The sequence below is a fragment of the Pseudofrankia asymbiotica genome (assembly GCF_001983105.1).
Classification (GTDB): Bacteria; Actinomycetota; Actinomycetes; order Frankiales; family Frankiaceae; genus Pseudofrankia; species Pseudofrankia asymbiotica.
On sequence record NZ_MOMC01000046.1, the window covers coordinates 74,983 to 100,880 of the forward strand.

Consider the following 25,898-nt stretch of genomic DNA (forward strand, 5'->3'; position numbering starts at 1 on the left):
CTACCGGCGGTTCCGGCTTTCCGCTGTCCGAGTCCCGCCCGGCCCGTTCATGGAACAGTGCCGGGCGTGGGCCCAGGCATCACGGGAGTTCGGACCTGAACGAGGTGGACGGCCGGGCGCCCGGGCGATCGGGGGGTGAACCCGGGCGGCCGGCCTGTCCTACTAATAACAGTCAGCGCACGAGCGGTCACGCTTCGCCCGCCGGCTTGCCACCTGCGCAACCGGCATCCCACTGCTACGGCATACGCGCGGGAATGTCCGCGCGGCCCGGCCGGCTGGCGGCGGAAGCGGCCTCGCTCGCCTCCACAGCGGCGGCGCGGTCGCGCGCGAGACCCGCGATGCCGGCGGCGATGAGCACCAGCGCGAGAACGAACGCGATGAAGTGCCCTTCGGTCGGTGCCGGCTCGTCGAACAGGGTCAGGCCCAACACCACCGGCAGGAAGGCGGACACCCCGCTCGTCACCGGGAAGGCCACCACCGCCGCCTGGCCCTGCAGGCCGCGCTGCTCGAGGCTCACCGCGAGCACCGAGAAGATGATCAGCAGGTAGGGCGCCGGGGTCCGTAGCAGCTCCAACAGGTAGGCGCCCAGGAAGCCGCCGGCGCGGCGCTCGTCGAGTGCGAGCCCGAACTGTCGGGTGGCGAGCGTGGCGATCGCGTACGCGGTCCCGGCGGCGACGCCGAACCCGAGCGCGGCGGTGGCGACCCGCTGCCGGGCCGCCGCCCTGTTCGCGCCGAGGGCCGCGAGCAGCGAGAACACCAGCCCGACCGACAGGAACAGCAGCAGCACCCGGTCACTGGCCAGCGAACCGACCTCGCCGTGCTGCTCGAACGCGTAGGCGAGCAGGCCGACGCCGGCGACCATCACACAGATCGCCACGACACCGACGCGGCTGAGGTGCTCGCGCAGCGCCCGGCCGGCGAGCAGTGTGAACACGATCATGTCGAGCGCCATCACCGGTCCGATCATCGCGACCGGGGCTACGGACAGCGCGTACACCTCGAGCACGAAGGCCGCCATCTCGATCGTGAGACCGAGCAGCCATAGCGGCCGGCGCACGAGGCGGGCCAGCAGGCCCAGGCCCAGGCCGCTGCCGGCCTGTTCGCGGCGGGCGGCCACCGCCTGCATGAGCGGCGCGACCCCGTACAGCGCCGCCGAGCCGACCGCCGCGGGCAGCCCGTAGGCGATGGCGGTACTCACCGGCCGCTCCCAGCAGCCGCGCCATGGCCACGGTCATGACCGCGTCCACGACCCCGGTCACAGCCGCGGCCACAGCGGCGGTCACGGACAGGTACCACCACCGCGCCAGCGCCCGTCCTCACCGGCCAGGAGTGAGGCCGACCTGGGCCAGGGCTATGCCGAAGGCCCGTTCCCAGTCCTCCGGGCCGCGCGCGATCCGCCGCGTCGATGGCTTCACCCGGTCCAGCGCCGCCAGCGCCGAGCGGGCGAGCGCGCGAGGGTCGCGTCCGGCGATCTCGGCGCCGCCCTTCTCCAGCTCGCCCTGCAGGTTGTCGCGGCCGTGGCCCGGCACCACGTCGAGCAGCAGCAGATCGCGGCCGATCACGCGGGCCTCGCTGCAGGTGTCGCCGGACGAGGTCACCACCAGGTCGGCGGCGGCCATGAGCGCGGGGATGCGATCGGTGAAGCCAAACGGGATGACCCGGTGCTCACGCTCGGCGAGCACCGCGAGCCGGCGCGCCAGCTTCGCGTTGTGGCCGGCCACGGCGAACACCCAGACGCCGGCGGCCGCCAGCGCCTCCGCCGCTTCGACCAGTGGGCCAAGCCCCCACGATCCGGACATCAGCAGCACGCACCGGCTTTCCAGCGGAATGCCGAAGGCCAGCCGGGCATCGCGCTGGGTTGGTGCCTCGTAGAACGGCGCGCGCACCGGAGCCGGTACGACGGCGACCTCGGCGGACGGGTGGAACCGGCGCACGTAGCGCACCGCTGTCTCTGAGGTCACCAGGTAGAGGTCGGTGTTCTGGTGCACCCACAACCGGTGCGGGCAGACGTCGGTGCAGAACACGACGGTGGCGAGGCCGGGAAAGTCTGGCTTGATCCGGCTCGTTGCCGCGGCGCCCGTKGCGAAAATAGAGATCACGAGGCTTACCGGCTCTGTGGCCAGTTCGTCCCGCATCCGCGGCACCAGAAAACGGCTGGAAACGGCATCGATGCCGGTGGCGATCCGGCCGCCGGTGCGCAGCTGGTTGAAGTGGAACGCGTCGTACAGGCCAGGAACACCGACCATCCCACGGAACACTGCCTCACCGATCCGGCCACCCGGGCCGCCGAGCATCCGCAGGCTGTCCAACGTGCGGACCCGCATCTGGCGGGCCTCCAGTGACACGGCGCACGCCTGCGCCATGACATGGTGGCCCATCCCGAGCGAACCGGTGAGAAGCAGCGCGCCGTCGCTCGGCCGAGGCCGCGCCGTCGGGACCGGGAATCCGCCGGCCCCGGCCCCGGTCCAGGGCCCAGGTCCGGTCGCGGTGGCGATGCCGATGCTGGCGGCGCGCGCGGCGCGGACCTGGTGATCGGGCGCCGTGGGCACGTCCTGGGGACGAAACGGAACGGTCGGGATCTGGGCCGGGTCGCCGGGGGCGCGAGCCAGGCCGGGCCGCCGCCCCGGCGCGGTGGCCATCACCGCTCCCCCGACGCCGCGGGGACGCCGGTCGTCCGGGCGGACGGCGCGGCCTCCTTACCGCCCTGGCCGGCCGCCGAGGGCTTGCCACCCGCCGCGGCTGGCACGGCCGCCGAGGGCCGCGGCCGACTGGCCGGAGGCCGAGCCGCCGACGCCGACGCCGACGCGGCACTGTCCTCTCGGTTGGCCCGGTACCACTCGATGTACTGGCGGACGCCGTCCTGGAACGCGGTGGTCGGCCGCCAGTCGAGCAGTCGCGCGGCCAGCTCGGCCGACACCTCCCGGCCCCGATAGTCGCCGGGCCTCGCGGGGACGTGCTCAATCTTGATACCGGGGAAGTGAGCTCGGACAGCCTCGGCCATGTCGAGCACGCTTACCCGCTCGGCGCCCTCCAGCGCGATGGTCGCGTTCTCGGCCGCTGGCGTCGTCAACGCGCGGACATGCGCGTCAGCAAGGTCAYGGACGTAGACGTAGCGGCGGAACTGCTGCCCGTCGCCCGCGACAGTCAGCGGTTCCCCGGCCAGCGCACGGGCCACGAACCGGGCGAGAACCAGCTCGTCTCGCATCCCTGGCCCATAAGGAATGCCGTAACGCAGGATCGTGAACGGCAGGCCGTAGGTCTCCCGGTAGCTGTGCAGCAGCAGCTCCGCCGCGAGCTTGGTCGACGTGTAGACGTGCCCGGCCCGGTCCAGCTCGATGAACGCGTCCTCCGTCAGTCCGCGGTCCTGGCCATGGTCGGCGCCAGTGCTGGCGCCGTGGCTGTGGCCGGTGTCGATGCCTGTGCCGGCTCCGGCGCGGCCGGCCGGAGCGTCGCCGGGCGTCTCGGGAACCGCGCCGTAGACCCAGACCGTGCTGGCGAACAGCACTCGGCGCAGGCCGCACCGGCGGGCCGCCTCGCAGACGTTGCCGGTGCCCTCGACGTTGAGCCGCACGGTGCCCACGGGGTCGGCGAAGGCGATGTCGACGTTCGACATGCCAGCGATGTGGAACACCGCCTCGCATCGGTCGAGGGCGGCCACCACCGCGTCGAGGTCGAGGACGTCGACCGCCCGGCCATCGGCGCGCGGGTCGGCATTGCTCACGTCGAGGTCGAGCGCGCGAACCTCGTGGCCCGCGTCGAGCAGTCGGTCGACGACGTGCGCGCCGATGAATCCGGAACCGCCAGTAACCGCAACTCGCATGTCTGTGCTCCAAAGAGGAGGGCCGCCACGACGAGGAGACCGGCCGGGCCCACGCCGCCCGCCCGGCCCCTCGGCGCGGACGAGACGGACGATGAGGGCGAACCGCCCACGGCCACCGCGTGTCGATGCCGGCGACCACCCGGCGGTCCCGGCCGGCCGGGCCGGGACTCGTCAGCCGGTCAGGGTCAGGGTCCGCAAGGCGGCGGAGAGGGCCGCCAGAACGTGGTCCGCCTCCTGGTCGGTCATGTCCGAATGAACGGGCAGGCAGATGTGTCGCGCACAGATGTCCTCGGCGACGGGCAGCGTTCCTCCGGCGTGCTCCTCGAAGACCGGCTGCTGGTGCAGCGGCGCCTCATAGACCTCGCCGGCCAGTCCGACACCGTGCCTCTCCTTGAGCTCCTTGCGCAGGGAGGAACGGTCCACACCGGGCCTGGGAATCACGACGTACTTGTAATAGTTGCTGACGTCCCCCAGCGGCACCTGGATCCGCCGCACACCGGCGTGATCATCGATGGCCGCGTCATACCGGGCGGCAATCCGTGCACGATTAGACAGGAACTCCGGCAACCGTCGAAGGTGCACGAGGCCGGTGATGGCATGCAGCTCGCTCATCCGCCACGCATACCCCTCCCGGATGTGCACGTTGCCGAGAAAACCGGCCTTCCCCTGGTCACGGTAAAGGAGCGCCTCGTCTCGTATCCGTTCGTCGGCGGTGAGGATCATTCCGCCCTCACCGCTGGTGATGACCTTCGTCGGATAGAACGAGAACGCAGCGGCGGCGCCGAACGACCCGGCGTGCCGGCCGGCCCGGGTCGATCCGTGGGCATGGGCCGCGTCCTCGACGAGAATCAGGCCACGCTCGGCGCACAATGCCTCGACCTCACCGATGTCCTCCGGAATGAGGCCACCGATGTGCACGATGACGACGGCTCTGGTGTCCTTCGTCAGCGCGGCCTCGACGGTGGCCGCCGAAAGCGCGAGCGTGTCGGGGCTGACATCCGCGAACACCGGCCGCCCACCCGCGCGCAGCACGGCGAAGGCGGTGGCCGCGAAGGTGTTGGTCGGCAGCACGACGTCCGCGCCGGCAACGGCTACGGACCGGAGAATGATCTCCAGTGCGGCGGTCCCGCTGTTCACCGCGACGGCGAAGGGCGCACCATGCGCGCGCGCGAAGGCGTCCTCGAACTCCCGGGTATATGCCCCGAGCGTGAGCTGCCCGCTGGCCAGGATCTCCGTGGCCGCCGCCGTGATCTGCGCCCGGTCACCCTCGGAGAAGACGATTCTCGCCGCTGGAACCCGCACCCATTCCCCCCAGTCTTCCCGATGGCGTCACCCGAAGCTCGGATGCCCATGGCCGTCCAGAGCCTTTCCAGGCCCACGCCCGCGGTGAGCAGGCTCGACACTCCCGCGGCGCGGCGCCATCAGGGGCTCCGTAAGCCACGACAAAAGCCACGACAAAAGACGGCCAGCCGAGGCCGGTCGGCGGCGCGCCGTCGTCCGAAACCGCCCGGCGGGCGTGCCAGCGGACACCGGGGACCGGAAGCACTCGAACAGCCGGGTCAGCGACCGCCGTCGTCCACGCCCTGATGTCGTCGACACCACCACCGTCAGCAGACGTTAACCGCTCTCGGCCAATCCGGCCCGCCGTATCCGGAGAACGAGATCCGAATACCTACCGCACTGCCACCCATCAGCACCGTGTGTTCCCGCCTTCTCCCCTATCGGCTGCCCCCCATCCCCTCCCAGCCCGGCCCACCACCGGCGAGCACACCCCGATTCCGCCCACCCCCGCCGCGGCTCCGGAAGTCCGGCTAACCACCCATCCGACCCAGCTTGAACCAGATAGTCCGCATTAGGGCGGATAGCGGGCGACGAAGGCGGCGAGAGCGGCGAGCATGGCCGGACGCGTCCCGTAGGCCAATCCCTCGTGAGACGCGGAGAGCCCTGGACGCGGAGAGCCCTGGACGCGGGGAACGTGGCGCCCACACGACGGGCACGCGGGAACGTGGCGCGCGCAAACGGGCGTCCAGGAGCTGGCGCGCCTACAGGTGACGTATCCAGCGGATCGGTCTACCCGTGGCGCCGGGCGTCGCCGAGGCGGTCAGATCCATGGACTGGGCGGACGGCGCGAAAACGATGACGCAGCGAGGAAGTCGACTCAGGGATCAGCGAAAGCGCGGTCCGCGCGGGCAGTCCCGCAAATGTGGACACCCCGACGTCCGTTACTCCTGGYGTACGGGGGGAACGCAGGAGGTGCGACCGTCGGGGTGTGACATCAGCCTACGTCCCCCGCTTGTCGTGGTGGCAGGGGACCAAAGTCCCTGCTTTGACCCCTAGCCGGCCCCGCTCGCCTACGCTCCGAACATTTAATGTGACTCTCAGGCGTCGTTAATTCCAAAACCCCAGCTCACCGTCTGGAAGCCGGCCCCGCGGAACCGCCCGGGGCCACCCACGCCCCGACATGACGGTGCGTGATTGTGTCGGATCTGTTGCACGGCGGAAACGACCAGATGCTTCACTGTGGCCGTGCCGCTGCGAGAAGTACACGACGCGCACCGCCATCTCGGGGTCCTTCCCGCCTTTGGCTTCTATGGGGGACCGCCAGTAACTCCTGATCTCGGTGCCCGAGCGACCATCGCCGAGCTCAGGGCCGACCTGGACCGGGAGGGCACCGCCAGAACCCTGGTGATCCCGAACTACGGCGTTCCCGACGTGGGCGTCACGTTCGGCTTCAACGAGCTGTGCCTCGAGGCCGCTCAGGCCGACGACCGGATCCGCGCGGGYCTGTGGGTCTCACCGCGGCCGGCGGACGCGGAGCTGACCCAGAGAGCGCTGTCGCTCGCCGGGGAGCCGGGCGTCGTCGCGCTGAAGCTGAGCTTTCTGCTCGGCGGGCGAGCCGATGCCGCCGAGTGCGCGCCCCAGCTCGACGCCATCTTCGCGACGGCCGCGGCCCACGACCTGGTGGTGCACGTCCACACGTCGCCGGGCGCGGCGTCCGACATCGACCTGATCGGGCTCCTGGTCGACCGGTACGCGGACAACGTCCGCATCCACCTTGTCCACCTCGGTGGTGGGGTGAGCGGGCACATCAAGCTGATCGGCGGCCGGTTCTTCGACTGGATCGCGAGCGGCAAGCGGGTCTACACCGACACCAGCTGGGCAGTGGGTTTCGCGCCCCGCTGGCTTGCCGCCGAGATCGAGCGCCGTGGCATCGGCCACGACCGGCTCCTGTTCGCCAGCGACGAGCCGTGGGGCGACCACCCCGGTGAGCTCGCCCGGCTCGCGGCGGCGGTCGGCGACGGCGAGCTGGGCCGCCGCGTCTTCGTGGACAACTTCGCGTCCCTGTACGGATCGGGCATGGCCTGACCAGCGGCCCACCGTCACCGCGCGGGCCGGCTCGGCCACGCCCGATGGTGCCCCGAGTGGCCAACTCGCCAGTGCCACAGCGAAAAACGCCGGACGATCCGGACGGCAGGCCGACAGCGGGACCACAGACCGACGGGCGTCGCCCGCCCACAGTGGACCATGACAGCCAGACCAGACCCGTTCAGACCACCGAGAACCCCACCATGCCGCGGCGTCTCGCCAGCGAGCACCGAGGCGGTGGCCGCGGCGGCGGAGATCCTCCCGCCGCCAGAGACGTCATGACCGGCACCAGAAGGACCCGGAAGCCAGGCAACGCGCGGATGCGCAGAGAGGAATCGCCGCCCCGATGGAGCTGACCGAGCTGGAGCAGCAGAGTCTGACCGAGGTCCCCCACCCGTCGCTGCCGCCCGGCAGCAACCTCTACGGCTCGACGAAGATCTTCCCGGACTACCAGGCCGAGAACRGGGAGTCCTACCTGACGCTGATCCACGGCATCGCGCACGAGTCGTCGGTCAGCTTCGTGGCGATCCTGCAGGCGACCCGCGCCCTGCGGAAGGGCTTCGAATCGGTCATCTACTTCTACGGCCCCGGCGCGATGAACGCGATGGCCACCCGCGGCTTCCCGCACACCGGCGACTCGGCCTTCGCTGGCGAGCACAACATCAACAACCAGCTGGAGACCTTCATCAAGGAGGGCGGGAAGGTCTACGTCTGCCGGTTCGGCCTCTCGCTGCACGGCCTGCGCGAGGAGGACCTGATCGACGGCGCGATCCCGGCGCACCCGCTCGACATCCAGGACTGTGTGATCCATTACGCGCGCAAGGGCGCGATCATCAACTCCACCTACATGTTCTGATGACACCGCCGCCCGCCCCCACCGAGGCGACCGGCGCCGGCGCCCACGCCGGTGCCGGTGCCGACGCGGCCAACGCCGGAGCCGGCACCGGCGACCGCGCCGGTGCCAGCTCCGCCGACCGTGCCCGCTCCGTCGACCGTGCCCGTTCCGGCCCCGCCGCGAGGCCCGGCACGGGCCTGGATACGAGGATCGGCCTGGCCGTGCACGGCGTCCGGCTCGCGGCGCCGGTGCGCCGCACCGCCGGCGCCGGGCCGAGCGACGACGGCCACGTGGTGCTTGGGGGCCGGGGCGCGGCACTGCCGATCGTCGCGACCAGCCGGTACGAGGTGAACGCCGGCCGGCTGCTCTACGACGGCACGGACCTCGGCGTGCCCATCGAGCCGGTGCGCCGGCCGCGGTTCTACGACCTGGTCACCGCGGACGGCGTCCCCTACGAGCAGATCGCCCGGCTGCACGGCGCCGACGTGCTCGCGACCACCGTGCTGCAGACCTGCGTGCGCTACCAGGAACCGGACCGGTGCCGGTTCTGCGCCATCGAGGAGTCGCTGCGGTCCGGGGCGACCACCCGGCTGAAGACCCCGGCGCAGCTCGCCGAGGTCGCCGAGGCCGCTGTCCGGCTCGACGGCGTGCGCCAGCTGGTGATGACGACGGGCAGCACCGCCGCGCCCGACCGCGGCGCCCGGCTGCTCGCCGAGGCGACCAGGGCCGTGCTCGCGGCGGTGCCCGGCCTGCCCGTTCAGGTCCAGTGCGAGCCGCCGGGCGACCTCGCCGTGCTCTCCGAGCTGCGGGCGGCCGGGGCGAGCGCGATCGGGATCCACGTCGAGTCGCTGGACGACGCCGTCCGTGCCCGCTGGACGCCGGGTAAGGCGACCGTCCCGCTGGCCGCCTACGAGGCGGCGTGGGCCGAGGCGGTCCGGGTCTTCGGGCGCAACCGGGTGTCGACATACCTGCTCATCGGCCTCGGCGAGGACCCGGACGAGCTGGTGGCCGGCGCCGAGCGACTGATCGACATGGGTGTCTACCCGTTCGTCGTCCCGTTCCGCCCGCTGGGCGGAACGCTGGCCGCCCGCGATGGCGCCCACGCGCCGGACGCGGGCGTCGTGGCCGACGTGACGCGCCGGGTCGCGGCGGCCCTGCGCGCCGCCGGGATGCGCGGCGCCGACCAGGGCGCTGGCTGCGCCGCCTGCGGCGCCTGCTCGGCGCTGCCCGAGGCAGGAGGCTGACCCCATGGCACGTGACTCGGCGACTGGTTGCGGCTGCGGCTGCGAGGCGTTCACGAAGACCATGGCTGGGCGCCGCGAGCCGCAGACCGGGCCCCCCGGCTCGGCGGCTCCGGTCCGGCCGGAGCCCCGGATGCTGACGATCGGGCCGGCGAACAACGCGCGCGGCCGCGGCGCCACCACCAACGCGGTGGCGTCGACGAGCCTCAGCCACCCTGATGTCGAGCCCGTCCGGCACTCCTCGCCCGGGACCACCGGCGAACCGTCCGAGGATGCCGTCGACCATGGCGACGCGGCCCCTTCTCGGCTCGAGGCCGCCCGTCAGCCGCCCGAGCGCACCGGTGGGGCCGGGCCGGCGCTGCTCACGGCGAACCCGTACCCGATCCGCCCGCCGCGTCCGGTGGACACGCTCGCGGTCTGGGGCGATCCGGGCACGCTGCTGCGCCGCCCTCGGTACGTGATCGAACAGGCCCGGGACCCAGCCACGATCGCCGCGTACCGGCGCCTGCGCCGGGCGGTCTTCGTCGACGAGCAGGGCATGTTCGACGACGGGCCGGCGGGAGATCTCGACGAGGCCGACGACGACCCGCGCACCATCACGCTGGTGGTCCGGGACCTGGACGGACCGGGCGGCGGCGAGGTGATCGGCGGGGTGCGGCTCGGCCCGACGCCCGCCTGGAGCGGCGACGACATCGGCTGGTGGCACGGTGGGCGGCTGGCCGTGGCCGCCCATGCGCGCGGGCGCTACGCCGGCGTCGGCGGCGCGCTGGTCCGGGCGGCGTGCGCCCACGCCGAAGCCGCCGGCGCGCTGCGCTTCGACGCGACGATCCAGCCGAGCCGGGAGCGGTTCTTCGGCCGGCTCGGGTGGATGACGGTCGGCCCGACCACGGTCCGCGGCACGCCGCACGTGCTGATGCGCTGGCCGATCGACCGGGTCGCGATGCTCGCCGCGACCACCAAGGCGCCGCTGGGCGCGCTGCTCGGTGCCCTGCGCCCCGGCGGAGCCGGCTTCGTCGGCGACGACGGCGCACCCGTGCCCGGTACCGGCCTGGTCGCCGCCTGCGACGCGATCCTGCCGACGATGGTCGACCGGGACCCGTTCTGGGCCGGCTGGTGCGGGGTGCTGGTCAACCTCAACGACCTCGCGGCGATGGGAGCCAAGCCGCTCGGCGTGCTGGACGCGGTGGCCGGGCCGACGGTGTCACGGGTGAGCCGGGTGCTCGCCGGGCTGCGCGCCGCCGCCGACGGCTTCGGCGTGCCGATCCTCGGCGGCCACACCCAGCTTGGGATGCCCTCGGCGCTCGCGGTCACCGCGATCGGGCACACCGAAACGCCGATCCGCTCGGGCGCCGGCCTGCCCGGCCATGCCGTCACCGTGACCGCCGACCTCACCGGGCGATGGCGGCCGGGCTACACCGGCCGGCAGTGGGACTCGACGTCGGGCCGGCGCACCGCCGAGCTGCGCGCGATGCTCTCGCTGACGGGACGCCACCGGCCGGTCGCCGCCAAGGACGTGAGCATGGCCGGCCTCGTCGGCACGCTGGGCATGCTCGCCGAGTCCAGCGGCTGCGCGGCCGAGCTGGAGGTGGCCGCCGTGCCGCGGCCGGCCGGGGTGGCCGCCGGAGACTGGCTGACCTGCTTCCCGGGCTTCGCGATGGTGACGGCGGACGTCGAGAGCCGCCAGATGCCTGGCAGCTCGCCGGCGGTCTCGGCCCGTTGCGGCCGGCTGCTGTCCGGCAGCGGCGTCTCGCTGCTGTGGCCGGACGGGCTGCGCACTCCTGTCCTCAGCGGCCACGTGACCGGAATGGGCACGGCATGAGCAAAGTGAATAGTGGAGAGCTCGGGGGATAGTCATGGCCATCGTCACCATCGCCGTCGTGTCGGACTCGTTCGGGCGAGACCTGGACGCGTGCATGCGTACGGTCGCCCGGCACGTCGAGACGGCCAGGGCCGGCGGCGCCCAGTTGCTGGCGCTGCCCGAGGCCGCGCTCGGCGGATACCTGAGGGAGCTCACGTCCGACGCCGACCCGGGGCCTTTCGGCAGTGCGCCGCTGCTCGACCCGGACGGTCCGGAGATCGCCCGCCTCGTCGATCTGGCTGGCGACATGGTCGTCTGTATCGGCTATTCCGAGCGGGCCGGCCACCACCGTTACAACAGCGCGATCTGCGTCGGCGGCGGCGAGGTGCTCGGCCGGCATCGCAAGGTGCACCTGCCGCTGGGCGAGACGGCGGCCTACGACGCCGGCGACCAGTTCCGCGCCTTCGACACCCCGATCGGCCGGATCGGGATGCTGGTCTGCTACGACAAGGCGTTCCCCGAGTCGGCGCGCAGCCTCGCGCTGGCCGGGGCGGAGATCATCGTCTGTCTGTCGGCCTGGCCGATGTCACGAACGCACCCGTCCGACAATCTGGCCGAGGACCGCTGGCGCTACCGCTTCGACGTCTACGACGAGGTGCGCGCGCTGGAGAACCAGGTCGTCTGGGTGTCGGCGAACCAGGTCGGGCAGTTCGGGTCGCTGACCTTCGTCGGGAACTCCAAGATCGTGCACGCGAACGGTAACGTGCTCGCGTTCACCGGCGACAACCCAGGGATGGCCATGGCTCGCGTGGACGTCGAGGACGCGCTGCACGTCACCCGCCGAAGCATGAACCACCTGCGCGACCGGCGCCCGGAGGCCTACGACATCCAGTGCCTGCTCGCCGGCGAGCCAACGATCCGCCAGCCCTTCGCGCGCGTCCCGAAGGCTCGGACCGGCTGACCGTACGCTGACCGCGCGCGACGGAGCACGCCGGTCCGGGATCTCCCAGACGGCCCACAGCCGCCGCGGCTACCAAGGAGCGATCACCGCCATGCCCCCAGCGGCCGCCGAGCGTGTCGTCATCGTCGGCGCCGGCGCGGCCGGCCTGCTTGCCGCCGTGCTGCTCGCCCGCGCGGGCCGCCAGGTGCTGGTCGTCGACCGCGACCCAGCGGCGGCCGGCTGGCCCCCCGGCCTGGCCGCGCCACGCACCGCCACCCCCGAGTTCCGGCCGGATCTCGGGGCCGTCCTCCCGCGGGCGGGCGTGCCGCAGGCACGGCACTCGCACGCGTTCCTCGCCCGCTTCCGCGCGCTGCTCGCGACGCGGACGCCCGACCTGCTGGACGCGCTACTCGCCGTCGGCGCGCGCGAGATCCGGGTCGCAGAGACCGCCCCGCCGGAGATCCGCGCCGCGCTCGCCGCCGGCCCCACGGCACTCGCCGCCCCCGCGGGTTTCGGCGCCGTGGGCCCCGGCGCCGCGAGCGCCGCGGGTCTCAACGCCCTCGCTGCCCCCTCCGGCCCGGCGGATTCGGTCGGCCGGACTGACGCGGTCGGCGGCGAGGTCCCTTCCTGGCTCGCCGGGAACCCCGACGAGCTGATCGTCCTCGGCTGCAGGCGGGCGCTGCTCGACGCGACGCTGCGGGCCGCGGCGCTGGCCGAGCCGGGTGTGACGATCCAGGGCGGCCGGCGCGTCACCGGCCTGGTGACCACGCCCGCCGGCCCGTCCGCGCCGGGCGGCCAGGGCGGTGTGCCATGGGTACGCGGGGTGCGGTTCGACGACGGAGCAACGGTCGAGGCCGACCTGGTGGTCGACGCCGGCGGGCGGCTCTCGCCGATACACGAGCTGCTCATCGCGGCCGGCGTGTCGCCGCCACCCGAGCTCGCCGTCCCCTGCGGGATCACGTACTACTCCCGCTTCTACGCGCGCGGCGGTGACCGCTCGTTCGCCACCGAGCTCAACCGCGGCCACACCGTCGGCGCCTCCTTCGACCGCTACTCCTGCCTGGTCTTCCCGGCCGACAACGACACGTTCTCGGTGACCTTCGGCGTCCTGCCCGAGGACGCCGAGATGCGGGTGCTACGCCACGACGCCGCCTTCGACGCGGCGGTCCGGGCGATCGGCCTCGTCGCACCCTGGCTGGAGGGCAAGCCTCCCGTTGGCGGCGAAGGCACGGAGCCCTCGGGCCCCACCAACCGCGGCCCGGCCTGGGGCCCGGCCTTCGCCTCTGCCCCAGCCCCAGCCGCCGGCGCCGGCGCCGGCGCCGGCTCGGCCGATTCGGGACGGGCCCCCGCGGGCGCGGTGGTGCCGCTGGGGCCGGTCGCCGCGATGGCTGGGCTGCACAACCGGTTCCGGCCGTTGGTCGCCGGCGGACGGCCGGCGGCGCTGGGCGTGCTGGCCATCGGAGACGCGGCGCTGATCACGAACCCGGCCCACACCCGCGGGACGACGCTCGCCGCGCTCAGCGCCTCCTGGCTGGTGGACGCCGTCACCGCGACGCGTGACCCGAGCGAGCGCGCACTGCGGCTGGACGCCGCGCTGCGCGCGGAGGGTCTGCCCTGGTTCCACGACTCCTGCGCGCAGGACGCCGCCCGCCTGGCCCGCTGGCGACAGCCCTCGCCGCCGGCACCGGCGGCGCCAGCTCGACCGACGCCATCAGCTTCACCGGCGCCATCAGCTTCACCGGCGGCGCCAGCTCGGCCGGCGGCGCCGGAGCAGAGGCGGCCGGACGAGCCGGAGGCCGTGACGAACAGCGAGGCGTTCCTCGCCGCCGGCCGCGACCCGGTCGTCTGGCACGCGTTCACCCGGCTTCAGAACCTGCTCGCGACGCCCGCGGACCTGCTCGCCCACCCGGACTTCGTCGCGCGAGTCCGCGCCGTTCAGGCATCCGACTGGCGCCCACCACAGGTGACGGGGCCGAGCCACGACGAGCTGGTGGCGATCGCCCAGGCGGCGCTGGCCCCGTCGGGCGGAGAGCCAGCGCCGTGACTGACGCCAGCCGGCCTCGTCCGCTGCGGATCGCGCTGCTGACGTATTCGACCAAGGCGCGCGGCGGGGTGGTCGCGACGCTGTGCCTGGCGGAGGCACTCGCCCGCGCCGGTCATCGGGTGGACGTGTGGACACTCGCTCGCGGCGGTGACGCGGGCTTCTTCCGCCCCGTCGACCCCGCGGTACGGGTGCGCGCGGTGCCATTCCCCGACCAGGCGGGCGAGACCGTCGGGGAGCGGGTGCTGCGCTCGATCGACGCGCTCGGCGCGGCCTTCCGGGCCCACGCCGGCGGCGCCCCCGGCCCCAGCCCCGGCCCCAGCTCAAGCGCTGGCGCTGGCGCTGGCGCTGGCGCTGGCCCGGACTCGGATTCGGGCTCGGGCTCGGATGGCCGCGTGAGCGCCGACGGGTACGACATCGTGCACGCGCAGGACTGCATCAGCGCCAACGCCGTCCCCGACTGCGTACGCACCGTTCATCACCTGGACAGCTTCACCACGCCCGAACTGATCGCCTGCCACGAGCGGGCGCTGCGCCGGCCGTTCGCACACGTCTGCGTGTCGGCGGCGGTCGCGGCGGAGCTCGCCGAGGGCTGGGGCATCATCGCGACGGTGATCCCGAACGGTGTCGAGGCCGGCCGGTTCGCCGCCGCGGCGGGAGAGGGCCCGACCGCGCGGGCGGCCCGCGCCTCGTGGCGCGACCGGCTCGGCCGTTACGTGCTCGCTGTCGGCGGCATAGAACCACGCAAGGGCACCCTCGACCTTGTCGAGGCGATCGCGCTCCTGCGCCCGGCCGCGACGCCGGCCCTGGTGATCGCGGGTGGGGAGACACTGTTCGACTACCGCGCCTACCGGGCCGAGGTGCTGGCGCGGGCGGCGGAGCTGGCTGTGGAGCCGGTGCTGCTCGGTCCCGTGCCGCACGCCGAGCTGCCCGCGCTGGTCGCCGCGGCCGACGCGTTCGCCTTCCCGTCCGTGAAGGAGGGCTTCGGTCTCGCGGCGATGGAGGCGCTCGCCGCCGGGGTTCCCGTGGTGACCAGGGACCTCCCGGTGCTGCGCGAGGTGTTCGCCGGCGCCGTCCGGTTCGCCGCGACCCCGGCGGACCTGGCCGTCGAGCTCGGCGCCGCCCTCGCGGGGGCGGACCGGGTCCGCCGCGCCGCCGGCGCGACGCTCGCGGCCCGGCACAGCTGGGATCAGGCCGCGGCCGCCCACGTGGATCTCTACCTCCGGCTGATGTGACGGCCGGCGGGGCAGAAGAACGACAGTCCCGATCAGCTTCTCGGTCGGGTTGCCCATGTCTTGTCGGCGTTACGCTGGCCAGGCACGATAGGTCGGTCCGACTACACCAGGACCACGGGCCACAGGCCACGGAACCGCGGGCATATCGGCTGGTTGTCCCGCGGCCGCGCGAGGCTTCATCATGATCGCGTGGTCGCGAGACGGCGACGGTTCCGCGGGCGCTGTGGAGCACCGACCACCCGCGCCTGGGCCACACCACGCGGGCAGCCGACGAGCCGAATGGCGGACAGCGGGAGATGGACGAGGAAGCACCGCTCTGGTTCGACCATGCGCTGGACGACCKGCCGGAGTACTTCGAGGTCGAGGTCGAGGGCGCACGGATCAGCTACCGGTGCTGGGGCGCGCCGGACCTGCCGGCGATCGTGCTCGTACACGGYGGCGCCGCGCACGCCGGGTGGTGGGACCACATCGCTCCGCTGATCCCGGACGAGTACCGGGTGCTCGCGCTGGACCTCTCCGGGCACGGCGACAGCGATCGTCGCGATGACTACACGCTGTCCACCTGGGCCGCCGAGGTGGTCGGCGTGATCGACGACGCCGGCATCGCCACGCCGCCGATCGTCATCGGCCACAGCATGGGTGGCTGGATCACGATCACGACCGCCGCCGAGCATCCCGACCGCGTCGCCGGCATCGTCCTGATCGACTCCCCGGTCAGCGAGTACACCCCGGAGGAACGCGCGGCCCGAGACCGGACCGCGTTCGGCCCGTTGCGGGTCTACGCGACCGTGTCGGAGGCGCTGGCCCGGTTCCGCACCGTCCCGCAGCAGTCGCACACGCTGCCGTACATCATCGAGCACATCGCCCGGAACTCGATCGGCTCGGTCGAGGGCGGCTGGACCTGGAAGTTCGACCCGAACGTGTTCGGCAACCGGACACCGGCCCCCGAAGTGATGCACAAGGTGCACTGCCGGGTCGCCCTGTTCCGAGCCGAGAACGGTCTGGTCACGCACGACATCGGCGGCGAGATGTACAACCTGCTGGGCCGGGTCGCGCCGGTGATCGAGATCCCGCTCGCCGGCCACCACGTCATGCTCGACCAGCCGCTGCTGCTGGTCACCGGCATCCGAACGATCCTCGCCGACTGGGAGCACTCCTCCCCCCAGGAACGCACCGACTAAGGCCGCCGGCGACGGCCGGGGAGTCAGCCTTCAGGCCAGCCGGTCAGCCGGTCAGCCGGTCAGCCGGTCAGGCCAGGGTTTCGGCCGCCCACTGACGGAGGGTCGGGGCCAGCAGGGGCCAGCGGACGAACAGGCCGCCGGCCGTCGCCATCTCGGTCTGGCGCTCGAGGTACTCGCGATCGCCCCACGGCGGCTCGACGAGGCGCGCGCCCGGCAGCAGGCCGGCCACCGCCTCGGACGTGGCGCGGGGGTGGAACGGGTCGCTCGCGCCGCCGCGGAAGACCAGCGCCGGGGCCTTGATCGCGCGGGCGACGTCGTCGGGCAGGCCGGGGATCCGCTCGTCGGGCCGAGGGCAGTATGCCGACATCCAGCGCTGCATGGTGGCGACGAACTGGTCACGGTCCGCGTCGAGAATCCGCTGGCGGTTGTCCGGGTTGGCCGCGATGGTGCCAGCCCAGTCGGGCAGGTCGGCGACGGCGGCCATGTCCCGTGTCCAGGCGGTGGTGATGCTGGCGGTGTAGTAGACGTTGCCGAGAATCATCAGGCCCATCGGGCCGCCGCTGATCCACCAGAGCGCGAGGCCGGCGGCCACCTCGGGGTGACGCGCCGCGGTGAGCAGCGAGACGCGGGTGCCGACCGTCGCCCCGGTGAGCACCGCCGGGCCGAGGTCGAGATGGGTGAGCAGCGCGGCCAGGGTGTCGGCGTGCATCTCGGGCTCGCTCGGCCCCTCGAAGCAGACGTCCGACTCTCCGCAGTTGGGCCGGTCCCAGATCAGCACCCGGTCGCCATCGACCGCCAGCGCCGCGGCGAGTTCCCGCACCCCCGGGGTCGCCCTGGTGAACCGGCCACCGGTGGTGATCACCCACAGCCGGCCGTCACCCGCGCGGTCRCCGACACCGACGCAGTCGCCGTCCCTGTCGCCGCCCCCGCCCACGCCGCCGTCGTCGTCGCCAACGAGTTCGTAGGCGATTCGCAGCCCGTTGACCCGCGCGTATGCCACTACCACCTCTTCGAGAACGTTTCGCCGGTCCGAGACCATCACCGACCCAGCCCCGCCTGGCACAGCCCCGCCTGGCACAGCCCGCCCGGCCTCAAGACCGGCGAAGGACGTCAGATCGCTGTTCGGTCGTCCAGTCGCCGCCCGGCGGCGATGCCGCGGGCCGTGGCGTCGACCGAGAACGACGCGACCAGCGCGCCATCCTCCGCGTACACCCGGCACTCCGAATGGGTCATGCCATCACCGGCGAACGTCGAGTGGTGGTGGTACCGCATCCACCGGTCCGCCCGGATCTCGGCGTGCAGCGAGAGGGCGATCGCGTTGATACCCATGGACAGGGTGCGATGCGCCTGGTCCTGTCCGATCCCGGCATGCGCGCGCAGCGCGGCGGCGATCGAGATGTGCCCGGTGAACTGTGCCAGCAGGCCGGCGTGCAGCGCCGAGTCCGCCGGAACCTCACGGAAGCGGATCCAGGTGTCGATGACCGGCGGTCCGACCGGCGCGGCCGAGTCGTTGCTGTACGCCGCGTCGACCATCCGCACGTCCCGCGCGGTGACCGACATGTCGTAGGGCTCGCTGTCGTACGGGCCGGCGCAGGGCGGTGCCGGGGCCTCGTGCCGAACGATGTCAGGAGCCGTGACGTCGAGGAACAGTGTGCCGCCGGCTCGGCGCTTTCCCTCCTGGCTCACCTGGACACCCAGCGTGCTGAACGTCCGTCCCGAGCTGAGCTCCGCGAGCTCGAACTCCAGCGGGAGGTTGGCGTCCGCGACTCGGTAGACGACCAGATGCGCCGAGACGACGCGCCGCCCGCCGGTGTGCCGCATGGCGGCGACGACCGCCTGTCCGAGTATCTGGCTGGCCTCGACGACGGCGCGCCCAGGGCTGGGCCGGATGACGCTGACATAACGGCCTTCGCCGGCTGCCCGCACGTCCATGATGTCGATCAGGTCGGCGGCGTCGCCCCAGGTGGGAAACCGCTTGATGGTGGCATCGCGGGGGTCTTCGCCGGCCACCGTGTCGACCAGCTCGACACGCACCCGGTCATGGTCAAATGCCGCCAGACCTGCCAGCCAGTCGAGTCCGGGAGCAGGCTCGGTGAAGCTCCACAGCACATCGCGACCTTCGACCAGGCCGTCGCCCGCGTCTTCCTCCGGGGCGTGCCACTCGGCTATCGGGGCCGGGGCCTTGCCGTCGAGGGTCCACAGCTCGCCGGAGCCCTTGACCGGGCAGGCGACCCGGTGGCCGTCGTCCTGGAAGAGGTCGAGCCGCACGTCCGCGCGCGGGAAGTACAGCGTCGGCGCCTGCCCGGGCTCACGGACCCGCACCGCCGCCACCGACTCGGCGACCAGCCGGTCCCCCCACCACGCCCTGGCCCGATATGGACACGGGGAGTGCTCGACGCCCGACTCCGCACCCGGTTCGGCCGCGCTTGTCACTGGCTGCACGATCCGGAGCGTAATACTCCCCTGCCGCACACGCCCGTTCTCGCCAGGCGGCAGACCTCCGAGAGGCTTCGACACGATCTGTAATCATATGCACACGGCTGTACGGGCCGCTGAGACCCGAAAAACAACCTCCCGGCACCCGGGCATAGGCCCGCCACGCCACCACAGCAGCGCCCCCGCCCCACCAAAACCGAACTGTGGCAGATCACCTCGTCCATGGACTCGCCCATCCACCACACATCGCCGCCAGTGTCGCGACCTGTGTCAGTTCAGCGTGTCTATAGACACGCTGAACTGACACAGGTCGACCGTCAGGCGGAGTCGCGGGTGACCAGTGCGGTGGGGAGGATGATCTCGGTCGGCTCGGTGAACGGGTCCGTGACCCGCGCCAGCAACAGCCGGACCATCTCCTGGCCCATCAGTTCGACCGGCTGGCGGACGGTCGTGAGCGGCGGGTCGGCATAGGCGGCGAACGCCGCGTCGTCGAAGCCGACCACGGCGACGTCGTCGGGGACACGCCGCCCGGCCTCCCGCAGCGTGCGCAGCGCGCCCATGGCCATCAGGTCGGAGGCGGCGAACAGGGCATCGATGTCCGGGTGGTCGGCGAGCAGCCGGGCGGCGGCGCGCTGCCCGCTCTCCTCGGTGAAGTCACCGACCGCGACCCGCCCCGCGGACGCCTCGTCGCCGGCCTGGCGGACCGCCTCGGTGAAGCCGCGCAGCCGGTCGATGCCCACGCTCATGTCCGGCGGGCCGGCGATCGTCGCGAGTCTGCGCCGGCCGGCACCGAGCAGGTAGCGCGCCGCGTCGCGCGCGCCGCCGACATTGTCCGCGTCGACATAGTCGACCGGGTTGCCGGCGAGCAGCCGGCCCGCCATGACCAGCGGCACCCCGGCGGCGGTGATGGCGTTCGGCATGATGTCGTCGCCGTGCAGGGAGATCAGCAGCACGCCGTCGACGTGGCCATTGCCGACGTAGCGCAGCGCCCGGTCGCGCTGTGCCTCGCCCTGGGCCTGCAGTAAGACGAGCTGGAAGTCGGTGGGGCTGAGCGCCTGGTTCACGCCGCGCAGCACACTGGCGAAGAACGGGTCGGCGAAGACGGTGTCCGGGCGCTCGTGAACGATCAGCACGAGCGTGTCAGTCCGGCGTGTTACCAGGCTGCGGGCGGCTCGATTGGGCAYATAGCCAAGCTGGGCGATCGCCTCGTTGACGGCCGCCTGGGCCTCGGCCGACACCCGCGAGGACCCGTTCACCACCCGGGAGACGGTCGCCCGCGAGACCCCGGCCAGCTCGGCGACCTCCTCGAGGGTGGGTGCGCGCCGCTGCGCCGCCGCCACGTTCCCTCCCGGGATCTCGCCCGGATCGGCCAGGCCCGACGGACTTCCCAGCTGGAGGGTCCGCTGGGAGGCCGGTCGGGAGGTACCGGGCTGAGCGTCGGCAGCAGTCACAGGGTTCCGTTCGCGGCGCGGTGCTCTCGGATCAGGCTGGAGTACCAGAGCGCGCTGGTCTTCGGGGTACGGACGAGGGTGTCGAAGTCGACGTGGATGACGCCGAACCTCATCTTGTACCCCTCGGCCCACTCGTAGTTGTCCAACAGCGACCAGACGAAGTATCCCCGTATGTCAACCCCGTCCTGGATGACCTCGCGCACCACGTCGAGGTGCAGCGCGACGTACCGGAGCCGCTCCGGGTCGGGCACGCTCCCGTCGGCGGCGGCCTCGTCCAGGTAGGCGGCGCCGTTCTCGTGCATGTACCAGGGCGTGCCCGGGTAGTCGGCGGCGAGGCGGCGCAGCAGCGCGGCGAAGCTGCGCGGGCGGATCGGCCAGTCCAGCGCGGTCACGTCCTCGGTCGACTTGACCCGCGTGACGTTCTCGGCCGCGACGAAGGGGATCGGCGTCGGGTCCGGGTCGGGGCCGGAGACGACGATGTGCGGGGAGTAGTAGTTGACCCCGACCCAGTCGATGGGCGCCGCGATCCGTGCCAGGTCGCCGTCCACGATCGGTAGCTCGGCGCCGGCCCTGGCGAGGTCGGCGACGACGTCCGGCGGGTACGAGCCGCGCAGCAACGGGTCAAGCCAGAGCCGGATCGACTGGCCATCGACGAGACGGACCGCGTCGCGCGCCGCCGGCGAGTCCTCCGGGGTCTCCGCCGGGATCAGATTGAGCGTGATCCCGACGTCGGAGACACCGCGGGCGCGTAGCGCCTCGACGCCGAGCGCGTGCGCGAGCAGCAGGTGGTGCACGGAGCGGACGGCCGCGTGGGCACTCTGCACGCCGGGCGCGTGCCGGCCGGTGAGGTGGCCCTCGAAAGCCGAGCACCACGGCTCGTTGAGCGTCGACCAGTGCTTCACTCGGTCGCCGAGAGCGGTGGCGACATGGTCGGCGTACTCGGCGAACCGGTAGGCCGTCTCCCTGTTGGCCCAGCCGCCCAGGTCCTGCAGCGGCTGCGGCAGGTCCCAGTGGTAGAGAGTCAGCCAGGGGTCGATCCCGGCACCGAGCAGCTCGTCGACGAGCCGGTCGTAGAAGGCGAGCCCCGCCGGGTTCACCGGGCCGGACCCGGTCGGAACGACGCGCGGCCAGGCCACCGAGAACCGGTAGGCGCCGAGGCCGAGCTCGGCCATCAGCGCCACGTCCTCGCGGTACCGGTGGTAATGCCCGACGGCCGGGTCACCGCTCTCCCCGCCGCGGGTCTTGCCGCGGGTGCGCGCGAACGTGTCCCAGATGCAGGGGCCGCGGCCGTCCTCGCCCGTGGYGCCCTCGATCTGGTAGGACGAGGTGGCCGCGCCCCAGACGAAGTCCCTGGGCAGGCCGCCGGCGATCCGCGCCGCCAGCTCGTCGGTCTCGGGCAGACCGGTCGCGCCGGTGGCGCCGGTGGCCGAAGCGGTGCTGATAGTCATCCCTTGACCGCGCCTTCCATGATTCCACTGATGATCTGACGGCCAAACACTGCGAAGATCAAAAGAACGGGCAGGGTGCCGAGCGCCGTGCCGCCCAGGACGAGGGTGTTGTCGCGGTAGTAGCCGGCGGACAGCGTGCTGAGCGCGACCTGCACGGTGGGGTTCTGTGGCGACAGGACGATGAGCGGCCACATGAAGTCGTTCCACGCCTGCATGAAGGTCAGCAGCCCGAGCACCGCCATCGCGGGGCGCAGCCCGGGCAGTACCACGTGCCAGTAGAGGCCGAACGTGGAGCACCCGTCCATGCGGCCGGCCTCGAGCAGCTCGTCGGGGATGGCCTGCTCGGTGTACTGCCGCATGAACACCACACCGAACGCGGTCACCGCCGTCGGCGCGATCACCGCGATGAGGTGGTTCGCCCAGCCGAACTTCTGCATCTCGATGTAGAGCGGGATGATCCCGAGCTGGACGGGCACCATCATCGTGGCGATCACGATGGCGAGCAGCGCGCCCCGGCCGCGGAACCGCAGCTTGGCGAACGCGAACCCGGCGAGCGAGCAGAAGAACAGCGTGCACAGGGTGATCGAGCCGGCGACGACCAGCGAGTTGATCAGCGCCTTCTCGAACTCCACGGTGTCGAAGACCCGGCGCGCGTTCTCGAGGAAATGACCACCGGGGAGGAGCGGCGGCGGCGTCTGCCCGACGACGTCGTTCGTCCGCGACGGGATCATGAAGGTCCAGTAGACCGGGAACGCCGACAGCAGGACGACGACGATGAGGAACGGGTAGCGCAACAGCCCGCGGCGCTCGTCCTCGGAGACGGACGGGGTCACGGATCGCCGCGGCCGGCGCCAGCCGCCGGCGCGGGCCGGGGTCCGCGGGGAGGCCGCGTCGGCGTCGCTGGGCTTGTCGATCGTGACGCTCATGAGGACCCTCCCGGCCCGCTGTCGTCGTTCGCGCTTGCCGGAGCCGGACCTGGGGTCGGAGCCGGAGCTGGAGCCGGGGAGGCGGCGGCCGCGGCGGGCGGGCCGGCAGCCTCACCGGCCGATTGGGCGACGGCCTCACCGGTGGGCCGTCCGGCCGGTTGGCCGGCGGATCCGCCGGGCGGGGGACGTCGTCGGCCACGGCGCCCGGAGTGGCGGGTGCCCGGACCTCCTCGGATTCGGGCACCGCCGCGAGTGAGGAAGTAGGCGAACGCCGCGAGGATCACCGTCAGGAGGAACATCAGCCAGGCGACAGCCGAGCCGTAGCCGAAGTGCCGCAGCCGGAAGCCCTCCTCGTAGAGGAACAGCGCGAGCGTCTGGAACTGGCGGTCGGTGCCGCCGCTGACGCTTCCCGGCGAGATGTCGAACAGCAGGGGCTCGGTGAACAGCTGGATCTGCCCGATCAGCGAGACGAGCGCCGTGAAGGCGATCGTCGGGCGCAGCGCCGGCAACGTCACGTGCCAGAGCTGCCGCCAGGTGCCGGCGCCGTCGATCGCCGCGGCCTCGAACTGCTCCTTCGGGATGGCCTGCATGGCGGCCAGGTAGATCAGTGCGTTGTAGCCCGTCCACCGCCAGACCACCATCATCGCGATGGCGATCTTCGAGGACCACTCGCCGGCCTGCCAGTTGACGTTGCCGACGCCGACCAGGCCAAGCAGCCAGTTGAACAGGCCGAAGTCGCGGCTGAAGAGCTGGCCGAACACGATCGTCACCGCGACGATCGACGTGATGTTGGGCAGCAGCACGCCCATCCGGAACAACATCCGGCCGCGCAGCCGGGCATTGAGAATATGCGCCATGATCAATGCGAGCGCCAGCTGCGGCACGGTGCACAGCAGCATCAGCTCGAACGTGTTCTTGACGGCGTTCCAGAAAAACTCGTCGTGCAGCAGGTCGGTGTAGTTACGCAGCCCGATCATCTTCGCGTCGTCGGGCCGCAGCAGGTCACGGTCGGTCAGCGACACCCAGAACGTGTAGGCCATCGGGAACAGCCCGAACACGATGAAGATCATGAAGAACGGCGCGACGAAACCGTACGGCGCCGTCACGCCGGTCACCCGCCGGATCGCGGACCGGACCGCCCTCGGCCGGCGCGTCGGCCTTGGTGGCGAGGCATCCAGCCCGGACGCCGGGGGTGCTGTGATGGTCACCTGATCTCCTCCCACCCGATCGCTGGGCTGGCTGGTGGTCATGAGGCTGGGTTGGCGGTGGCGGTGGCGGTGGCGGTGGCGGGCGGGGGTTTCGCAGAAGACTTGGTCGACGTGCGGCGAGCTTCCCGGTCGCTGGGCGGCGGCTCGGGAGAGCAGCGGCTGCCCGGGGCCCGATGGACGGGAGCCCATCTCGGGGGGGGCCGCGGCCCCGGGCAGCCGGTCTGGGGGTCGCGCCACGCCGCTGGCGACGGCGTGGCGCGACCTTCCGGAGGATCAACGATCAGAGCCAGCATTGATCAGAGCCGGTGTTTCGCTGGCGTCCGGTCGTCCGTCCGGGCCGAGCCCAGCCCAGCCCAGCCCAGCCCGGGCCTAGGTCCAGGGGCAGGGGTTAGGCCTAGCAAGGCCAGGTCAGCGGGCTGCCCGTTGAGCCTCGGCCAGGGCGTCCTTCCAGGCGGTGTCCGGATCCGCCTTGCCCTGTTCGACGAGCTGGATGCCGTGTTCCTCGATCGCCTGCCGGATCGCGCCGTGCTTCGGGCCCTGGTACTGGGGAACCAGCTTGAGGGCCGACTCACCGAAGATCTTGCCGGTCGGCGCGTTGTTGAAGAACGGGTCGGTGAAGCCCTGCACCGTCGGGTCGTTGACGGCTCCGATGGTGGACGGCATGTTGCCGACCGTCTTGAAGACCTTCACCTGGTTCTCGGGCTTGGTCAGGAAGTCCATCAGCTCGTAGGCGAGCTTCTGGTTCTTGCTCTGGGCCGGGATCACCAGCCAGGAGCCGCCCCAGTTGCCGCTGCCGCCGGGAACCGTGGCGACGTTCCACAGGCCCTTGGTCTCCGGCGCGTTGGTCTTGATGTAGCCGGCCATCCAGGCCGGGCAGGTCAGGGTGGCGAACTTGCCCTGCTTCATGGCCGTCGTCCAGTCGTCCGCGAACGGGACCAGCTTGGCGGACTCGCCGTCGCCGATCGCCTTCATCACGTTGTCCCACGCCGTCTTGATCGCCGGGTTGGTGTCGACCACGAGGTCTTCCGTGCCTGGCTTGTAGTAGGCGGTGCTCTGCTGGAACATCTGGGCGTTGTAGAGGTTCTGGCCCGCGTCGAAGAAGGAGGCGCCGGTGTTGGCGTCCCGGAACTTCGTGCCAGTCGCGAAGAACTGGTCCCAGCTCGGCCACAGCGCGCTCACCGCGGCCGGGTCGGTCGGGAGGCCGGCCTTCTGGAACAGGTCGGTGCGGTAGCACATCGCCAGGCCGCCGACGTCGGTGCCGAGGCCAAGCTGCTTGGTGCCGTCAGGCGACAGGAAGGCGTTCCATTTCGCCTCCGGGTAGTCGGCCTTGCGGTTGGTGGCGCCCAGGTCGAGCAGGTTCGCGAACAGTTCGGGCTCGGCCTTGAACTGGGCGACGAAGCCCTCGTCGACGCCCTCGATGTCGGCCGCGCCCGAGCCCGCCGCGAGGTGGTTGACCAGGGCATTGTGGTGGTCGTTGTACTCCGAGATCGATTCGACGATCTTGACGCCGGGGTGACTGGCCTCGAAGGCCGCGTAGAGGCCGGCCTCCTTGTAGCCGAAAACGCCGAACGTGTTGATGTGGAGCGTGGTCGTGCCGTTGCCGCCCCCACCTCCCTTGTCGTCACTTCCACCACACGCTGCCGCCGATAACGCGGTGGCCAGGGCCACCGCCCCGGCCACAGCCGCGAAGCGGCCACGATGTGCCCTCATGAAGCCCTCCCTCTGGCTTCCACGCTCACTGCACTGATCGCGTGTGAGCGCTCTCATGGCTTCGAAACTGTGATGCGCAGTTGCGTCGCTGTCAAGGGTCGGTTGCTCTGAGGTTTCTAAACACGTAGCGATATGACTTTGCTACTTTCAGTAATACCCAGTGCGTATCCCGCCTTCCGTCCACAGGGCGCACTCCGGGACTGGACGTGACCCGCGCCCCATGCAACCCTGAGCCACGCGACGCCCCGTCCTGGAAGTCCGG

At 72.1% G+C, this 25,898-nt stretch carries 19 protein-coding genes; 8 read left to right on the forward strand and 11 right to left on the reverse strand.

The features are described from left to right. Positions 1–235: 235 nt before the first annotated feature. From BL253_RS22695 to BL253_RS22710, 4 genes are all read right to left on the reverse strand, one after another. A complete protein-coding gene (locus tag BL253_RS22695; RefSeq protein ID WP_076819145.1) occupies positions 236–1,198 on the reverse strand; it encodes a hypothetical protein in 963 nt (320 codons plus the stop codon). A 118-nt stretch (positions 1,199–1,316) separates the two neighbouring features. Beyond that, positions 1,317–2,639 (reverse strand): glycosyltransferase family protein, encoded by a 1,323-nt coding sequence (locus BL253_RS22700; RefSeq protein ID WP_076819146.1) that lies wholly within the window; start codon positions 2,637–2,639, stop codon positions 1,317–1,319. Further along, complete coding sequence (locus BL253_RS22705) at positions 2,639–3,820, reverse strand: NAD-dependent epimerase/dehydratase family protein (RefSeq protein WP_076819147.1); 1,182 nt, start codon at positions 3,818–3,820, stop codon at positions 2,639–2,641. The genes BL253_RS22700 and BL253_RS22705 overlap by 1 nt, the downstream gene beginning before the upstream one ends. 171 nt (positions 3,821–3,991) lie before the next feature. Beyond that, complete coding sequence (locus BL253_RS22710; protein ID WP_076819148.1) at positions 3,992–5,122, reverse strand: DegT/DnrJ/EryC1/StrS family aminotransferase; 1,131 nt, start codon at positions 5,120–5,122, stop codon at positions 3,992–3,994. Positions 5,123–6,346: 1,224 nt separating this feature from the next. Here BL253_RS22710 and BL253_RS22715 point away from each other — a divergent pair. The 8 genes from BL253_RS22715 to BL253_RS22750 all read left to right on the forward strand — a co-directional run bounded on the left by BL253_RS22715 (position 6,347) and on the right by BL253_RS22750 (position 16,457). Further along, positions 6,347–7,186: an amidohydrolase family protein gene (locus BL253_RS22715; protein ID WP_076819178.1), complete on the forward strand. Its 840-nt coding sequence runs from the start codon at positions 6,347–6,349 to the stop codon at positions 7,184–7,186. Positions 7,187–7,532: 346 nt separating this feature from the next. Beyond that, positions 7,533–8,042, forward strand: coding sequence for an MSMEG_0572/Sll0783 family nitrogen starvation response protein (locus BL253_RS22720; protein ID WP_076819149.1), 510 nt, complete (start codon positions 7,533–7,535; stop codon positions 8,040–8,042). After that, a complete protein-coding gene (locus tag BL253_RS22725; protein ID WP_198946363.1) occupies positions 8,042–9,265 on the forward strand; it encodes an MSMEG_0568 family radical SAM protein in 1,224 nt (407 codons plus the stop codon). The genes BL253_RS22720 and BL253_RS22725 overlap by 1 nt, the downstream gene beginning before the upstream one ends. 4 nt (positions 9,266–9,269) lie before the next feature. Continuing rightward, positions 9,270–11,081: an MSMEG_0567/sll0787 family protein gene (locus tag BL253_RS22730; RefSeq protein ID WP_241835022.1), complete on the forward strand. Its 1,812-nt coding sequence runs from the start codon at positions 9,270–9,272 to the stop codon at positions 11,079–11,081. Between the two features lie 34 nt (positions 11,082–11,115). Then, entirely contained in the window at positions 11,116–12,021 is a 906-nt protein-coding gene (locus tag BL253_RS22735; protein ID WP_076819150.1) for a carbon-nitrogen hydrolase family protein, read from the forward strand. Between the two features lie 91 nt (positions 12,022–12,112). Beyond that, the gene (locus tag BL253_RS22740; RefSeq protein ID WP_076819151.1) at positions 12,113–14,044 is read left to right on the forward strand and encodes an NAD(P)-binding protein; all 1,932 of its coding nucleotides are present in this window, start codon (positions 12,113–12,115) and stop codon (positions 14,042–14,044) included. Next, complete coding sequence (locus BL253_RS22745) at positions 14,041–15,276, forward strand: MSMEG_0565 family glycosyltransferase (protein ID WP_081438582.1); 1,236 nt, start codon at positions 14,041–14,043, stop codon at positions 15,274–15,276. Before BL253_RS22740 ends, BL253_RS22745 begins: the two co-directional genes overlap by 4 nt. 296 nt (positions 15,277–15,572) lie before the next feature. Further along, positions 15,573–16,457 carry an alpha/beta fold hydrolase gene (locus BL253_RS22750; RefSeq protein WP_076819152.1) on the forward strand — a complete coding sequence of 295 codons (885 nt, stop codon included), beginning with the start codon at positions 15,573–15,575 and terminating at the stop codon, positions 16,455–16,457. 67 nt (positions 16,458–16,524) lie between these two features. On the opposite strand, the gene BL253_RS22755 is transcribed toward BL253_RS22750, so the two are convergent. The 7 genes from BL253_RS22755 to BL253_RS22785 form a co-directional block, all read right to left on the reverse strand. Beyond that, the gene (locus BL253_RS22755) at positions 16,525–17,457 is read right to left on the reverse strand and encodes an alpha/beta fold hydrolase (RefSeq protein ID WP_076819153.1); all 933 of its coding nucleotides are present in this window, start codon (positions 17,455–17,457) and stop codon (positions 16,525–16,527) included. 110 nt (positions 17,458–17,567) lie between these two features. Continuing rightward, complete coding sequence (locus BL253_RS22760) at positions 17,568–18,890, reverse strand: DUF427 domain-containing protein (RefSeq protein ID WP_076819154.1); 1,323 nt, start codon at positions 18,888–18,890, stop codon at positions 17,568–17,570. 320 nt (positions 18,891–19,210) lie between these two features. Then, positions 19,211–20,284: a LacI family DNA-binding transcriptional regulator gene (locus BL253_RS22765; protein WP_476644119.1), complete on the reverse strand. Its 1,074-nt coding sequence runs from the start codon at positions 20,282–20,284 to the stop codon at positions 19,211–19,213. Between the two features lie 56 nt (positions 20,285–20,340). After that, positions 20,341–21,792: a GH1 family beta-glucosidase gene (locus BL253_RS22770; protein ID WP_081438583.1), complete on the reverse strand. Its 1,452-nt coding sequence runs from the start codon at positions 21,790–21,792 to the stop codon at positions 20,341–20,343. Continuing rightward, positions 21,789–22,718: a carbohydrate ABC transporter permease gene (locus BL253_RS22775; RefSeq protein ID WP_241835023.1), complete on the reverse strand. Its 930-nt coding sequence runs from the start codon at positions 22,716–22,718 to the stop codon at positions 21,789–21,791. The genes BL253_RS22770 and BL253_RS22775 overlap by 4 nt, the downstream gene beginning before the upstream one ends. Beyond that, positions 22,715–23,926 carry a carbohydrate ABC transporter permease gene (locus BL253_RS22780; protein WP_076819156.1) on the reverse strand — a complete coding sequence of 404 codons (1,212 nt, stop codon included), beginning with the start codon at positions 23,924–23,926 and terminating at the stop codon, positions 22,715–22,717. Before BL253_RS22780 ends, BL253_RS22775 begins: the two co-directional genes overlap by 4 nt. 408 nt (positions 23,927–24,334) lie before the next feature. Then, positions 24,335–25,636 (reverse strand): extracellular solute-binding protein, encoded by a 1,302-nt coding sequence (locus BL253_RS22785; RefSeq protein ID WP_198946364.1) that lies wholly within the window; start codon positions 25,634–25,636, stop codon positions 24,335–24,337. Positions 25,637–25,898: the final 262 nt, after the last annotated feature.

Bases quoted from the DNA above. Each gene is read 5' to 3' on its own strand.
- BL253_RS22725 (WP_198946363.1), top strand. From the start codon at position 8,042: ATGACACCGCCGCCCGCCCCCACCGAGGCGACCGGCGCCGGCGCCCAC.
- BL253_RS22730 (WP_241835022.1), top strand. From the start codon at position 9,270: ATGGCACGTGACTCGGCGACTGGTTGCGGCTGCGGCTGCGAGGCGTTC.
- BL253_RS22735 (WP_076819150.1), top strand. From the start codon at position 11,116: ATGGCCATCGTCACCATCGCCGTCGTGTCGGACTCGTTCGGGCGAGAC.
- BL253_RS22740 (WP_076819151.1), top strand. From the start codon at position 12,113: ATGCCCCCAGCGGCCGCCGAGCGTGTCGTCATCGTCGGCGCCGGCGCG.
- BL253_RS22775 (WP_241835023.1), bottom strand. From the start codon at position 22,718: ATGAGCGTCACGATCGACAAGCCCAGCGACGCCGACGCGGCCTCCCCG.
- BL253_RS22785 (WP_198946364.1), bottom strand. From the start codon at position 25,636: ATGAGGGCACATCGTGGCCGCTTCGCGGCTGTGGCCGGGGCGGTGGCC.